Annotated in this window: 5 protein-coding genes and 1 pseudogene; all 6 read right to left on the bottom strand. The window is 56.5% G+C overall.

The window, feature by feature from the left end; all coding sequences use genetic code 11:
* Positions 1-123: DUF3842 family protein (locus AB7S84_RS16995; RefSeq protein ID WP_428155973.1), on the bottom strand; the 123-nt coding region annotated here is incomplete at its 3' end.
* A gap of 417 nt (positions 124-540) precedes the next feature.
* A complete protein-coding gene (gene selD / locus AB7S84_RS16990) occupies positions 541-1,593 on the bottom strand; it encodes a selenide, water dikinase SelD (RefSeq protein WP_078081170.1) in 1,053 nt (350 codons plus the stop codon).
* Positions 1,583-2,476 (bottom strand): NAD(P)H-hydrate dehydratase, encoded by an 894-nt coding sequence (locus AB7S84_RS16985; protein ID WP_020878390.1) that lies wholly within the window; start codon positions 2,474-2,476, stop codon positions 1,583-1,585. The genes selD and AB7S84_RS16985 overlap by 11 nt, the downstream gene beginning before the upstream one ends.
* Positions 2,461-3,009, bottom strand: a complete 549-nt coding sequence (locus tag AB7S84_RS16980) for a DUF3343 domain-containing protein (RefSeq protein ID WP_020878391.1) — start codon at positions 3,007-3,009, stop codon at positions 2,461-2,463. The genes AB7S84_RS16985 and AB7S84_RS16980 overlap by 16 nt, the downstream gene beginning before the upstream one ends.
* 2 nt (positions 3,010-3,011) lie before the next feature.
* Positions 3,012-3,230 carry a sulfurtransferase TusA family protein gene (locus tag AB7S84_RS16975; RefSeq protein ID WP_020878392.1) on the bottom strand — a complete coding sequence of 73 codons (219 nt, stop codon included), beginning with the start codon at positions 3,228-3,230 and terminating at the stop codon, positions 3,012-3,014.
* Positions 3,231-3,243: 13 nt separating this feature from the next.
* Positions 3,244-3,468 (bottom strand): annotated as a pseudogene (locus AB7S84_RS16970) (YedE family putative selenium transporter); the annotation flags it as partial.

The following is a 3,468-nucleotide window of genomic DNA, read 5'->3' as shown; positions in this document are numbered from 1 at the left end:
CTCCACCGACTCGCCATAGGCGTTTTTCAAGGATTTGATCAGGGTGGCGCCGATGCCGCCGCCCTGCCCGTCAATCACGCAGATCCGCTTTGTCAATTCCCAGTCCCTTTCCACACGGGTCATCCCTCAACTCGACTTTCGACTTTCATGGGCCGCTGATCCGCCGCGGCGCTTAAGCGGCACTAAAACTCACCGCTGAAGGGGCGCAGGCCGTATCCTTCCGGCACCTCTATCCGGTCATCGCATGAAAGCCAAACGTCGAACCCTTAAAAAAAAGCCACGAAGGCGTCTTCCATACCAGTGGAACGACCTTCGTGGCCAGTTTGATTTCGCATTACGGCCTTCGGCTTTCAATGCCGATGCCGCCAAAGGAAGGGCTTTCGCCCACCCGTTCGTATACCGTATTGCCGACTTCTGCCGGAATTTATCTTACAATAAACCTAAACTGAATCACCGCTTACGTCAAGAAAATTCCATCTCCGGGAATCCCGTTGCGAGCGGCGCCCGGCGCGACGGGAAGATGCCCGGCCGGTACAGGTTTCAGACCACCTGGATTCTCTCCTCCGGCCCAGTGATAATTTCCCCGATCTGGGCGGCATCGGCTATACCCCTTTTTTTCATGGCGTCGACGAGTTCATCGGCCTGACCGGCGCTGAGGCTGATCAGGAGCCCGCCCGAGGTCTGGGGATCGAACAGGAGATCCTGCCGGACACGCACCACCGTTTCCGAAAAGCTGACCATCGGCTCCCTGAATTCCCTGTTTTTGTAAGCACCCGCGGGAATCAGTCCCATGGCGGCGAATTCCAGCGCTTCCGGGATCACCGGCACCCGATCGGAAAAGATCCGCGCGCTCGCGCCCGACCCGCAGACCATTTCGGCCAGATGTCCGAGCAGGCCGAAACCGGTGACGTCGGTGCAGGCGGTTACATCGAAAGCGGACATGATTTCAGCGGCATCCCGGTTGAGCCGGACCATCAGTTGCGTAATTCTTTCCGTGAGGTCCGCGGACGCCATGCCCGCCTTGATGGCGGTGTTGACGATTCCGGTGCCGAGCGCTTTCGTCAGGACCAGCCGGTCTCCCGGCCGGAGTCCTTTCTTGGTGAGCACCCGAGACGGATGGATCACACCGGTGATTGACAGGCCGTATTTCAGTTCCTTGTCCTCGATGCTGTGGCCGCCGATCAGCACGACCCCGGCCTCGCTCAGCTTGTCGAGCCCTCCCTGGATGATCCGCCGCAGAATCGATATATCCATCTCCTTGACCGGAAAGGCCACCAGGTTCATGGCGGTCTTCGGTGTTCCGCCCATGGCATAGACATCGCTCAGTGCGTTGGCGGCCGCAATCTGGCCGAACCCGTAGGGGTCGTCCACGATGGGGGTAAAAAAATCCACGGTCTGGATCAGCGCCACATCATCCGAAATCTTGTAAACACCGGCGTCGTCGGCACGCTCCAGACCGACGATCACATTTTCATCGGTGGGAAACACTATTCCGCAAAGTGCCTTGTCCAGGTCCCCTGGAGGCAGTTTGGACGCTCAGCCGGCGCCGGTCACCGTCCTGGTCAGTCGCATCTTCTTATCATTATCCGCCATGGATATTCTCCTGATGGTTTAAGCCCATTGCTTTTGACAACGCCCGTGGAATGTTGTCGATCAGTTCCATAACCTGAGTCGCGGGATTCGGATCGGCATAGTGACCGGTCCAGCGATTGACTTCAGCGGCCAGCGCCCCGGCTTCCACCGGTTTCAGATCCGTGCCGCACAGGACGGTCAGCAGACCGGTCAGGGTATCCCCCGTACCGCCGATGGCCTCCATGGCATCAAAAGAGGGGGAATCCACGACTTCGACAATCTGCTTCCTTGCCGCAATATAGTCTGATTTGCCTTTTACCACAAGATGCGCTGCGGCATTGCCGTGCGTATAAGCCCGCTGGATCAAATCAGGCACATTACCATCCTGGTGCAGAATAAACCCTCGTGTGTAAAAGGGATGCGGCGCCATTTCATCCGCCAGAAACGCCAATTCACCGACATCCGGCGTGAAAAAATCATAGCAGGGTGCCTGCCCGCTCATCTTGGCGGCATACATGAATCCGGCGTCGGCAATCAGAATCGGCCGCGGTTTCATCGCATCAACCGCAAACAACACCTTGTTATGCCAATCCGCATCCGGCTGAAGATAATGAAAGGTCAATACCGCAAAATTAAATTCGGATAAATGCCGTTCCAGAAATTGATACAGCCGGCGGCTGCCGTGCCCTTCACCGGTATCCCCCACCAGGAAGGCGTACACTTCCGCACCCCCCAGCCATTCGGAAGCCTTCAGCGCGGCAGCCGCCAGTGCGGGGGTTCCGCGGTTTACGGGTATGTTTCGACCATTCATGCGCAGATGTCCGTCGACCAGGCGGATCTGTCCGTGGGTCAGCGGAAACTGCGGATCGGGAACCGTGCCGACGATGCCTAAAATTTTCGACATAACGCCTCATACGCGAGCTCAAGGGCATAGCCGCAGAGGGTATGCCCCAATTCTCTGGGCCTGGGCGCTTCCGCCAGGGTTTTCCCCACCATTTCCCGGGCCAGGAAGGGTACATCCGGGCATCCGCCGCCGGAAATATTGACGATTTTAAGATCCTTTTTGGATACGGTGATTTTCATGTTGGCCGCCCGCACCATCAGATAATCACCGAAATCTTTGGTATGAAACAGGCTTACGGGTTCAAGCAACGGGGCCGTGACCGGCATGATTGAAAGCGGCTCAATACCGACGCTGTTGAGTTCCCGCAGAATGTTCAACTCTTCCATCAGCGGAAATTCGATCACCAGATCGCAGCCGGTTTGAATGTCGGGCGGCGGCCCCATCACCCGAACCGACCAGCCCGTTTTTTTCAGAACATTTTCAGCCTGAATCACATCACTTGTATTTTCGAAAACCAGAATCCCGCGATCGACCGACGATTTCCGATCTTTTTTTATCCCTGCCGGTTTTTTCTTTTTAAAAAATCTGAGCACGCTCACCTTTTCCTGATCGTAATCCGATATCCTTCCCCTTCAGGGGATACGTCACTGATGTTGCAGCCTTGACTCTCAGCGGCTCGCGTCACATTTTCCCTGGAAGTATCCGTGTCCACCAGAACGATGATATCCGTCTCTTTTCCGTTTTTGATTTCATTCAAGGTCATAATGACCGGCTGAGGGCAGGAAAGTCCCCTCGCATCCACTGTCGCTGGCATCTGAGCCCTCCTTTTATGCGCTTTTCCTTCTCATGGTAAAACCGACAAACAGACAAACCCCAAAGCCCACAACCACTGCAGCAATGCCGTGAGGGCCTACGCCGCCGGGAGAACTTGCCAGCCCGAAATTGTGGGCGAACCCAGCGCCCACGATCATTCCCAGTACGAATACGGCGGCGTCCCCATCCCCTTCACCTGCGAGAAAAAGCTGTCGGCCGGGACATCCGCCGGCCAGAGC

The organism is Desulfococcus sp. (assembly GCF_050178255.1).
GTDB classification, from domain to species: Bacteria; Desulfobacterota; Desulfobacteria; order Desulfobacterales; family Desulfococcaceae; genus Desulfococcus; species Desulfococcus multivorans.
Note: the sequence above shows the minus strand (reverse complement) of the source record. Positions and strands in the feature narration are given on the sequence as shown.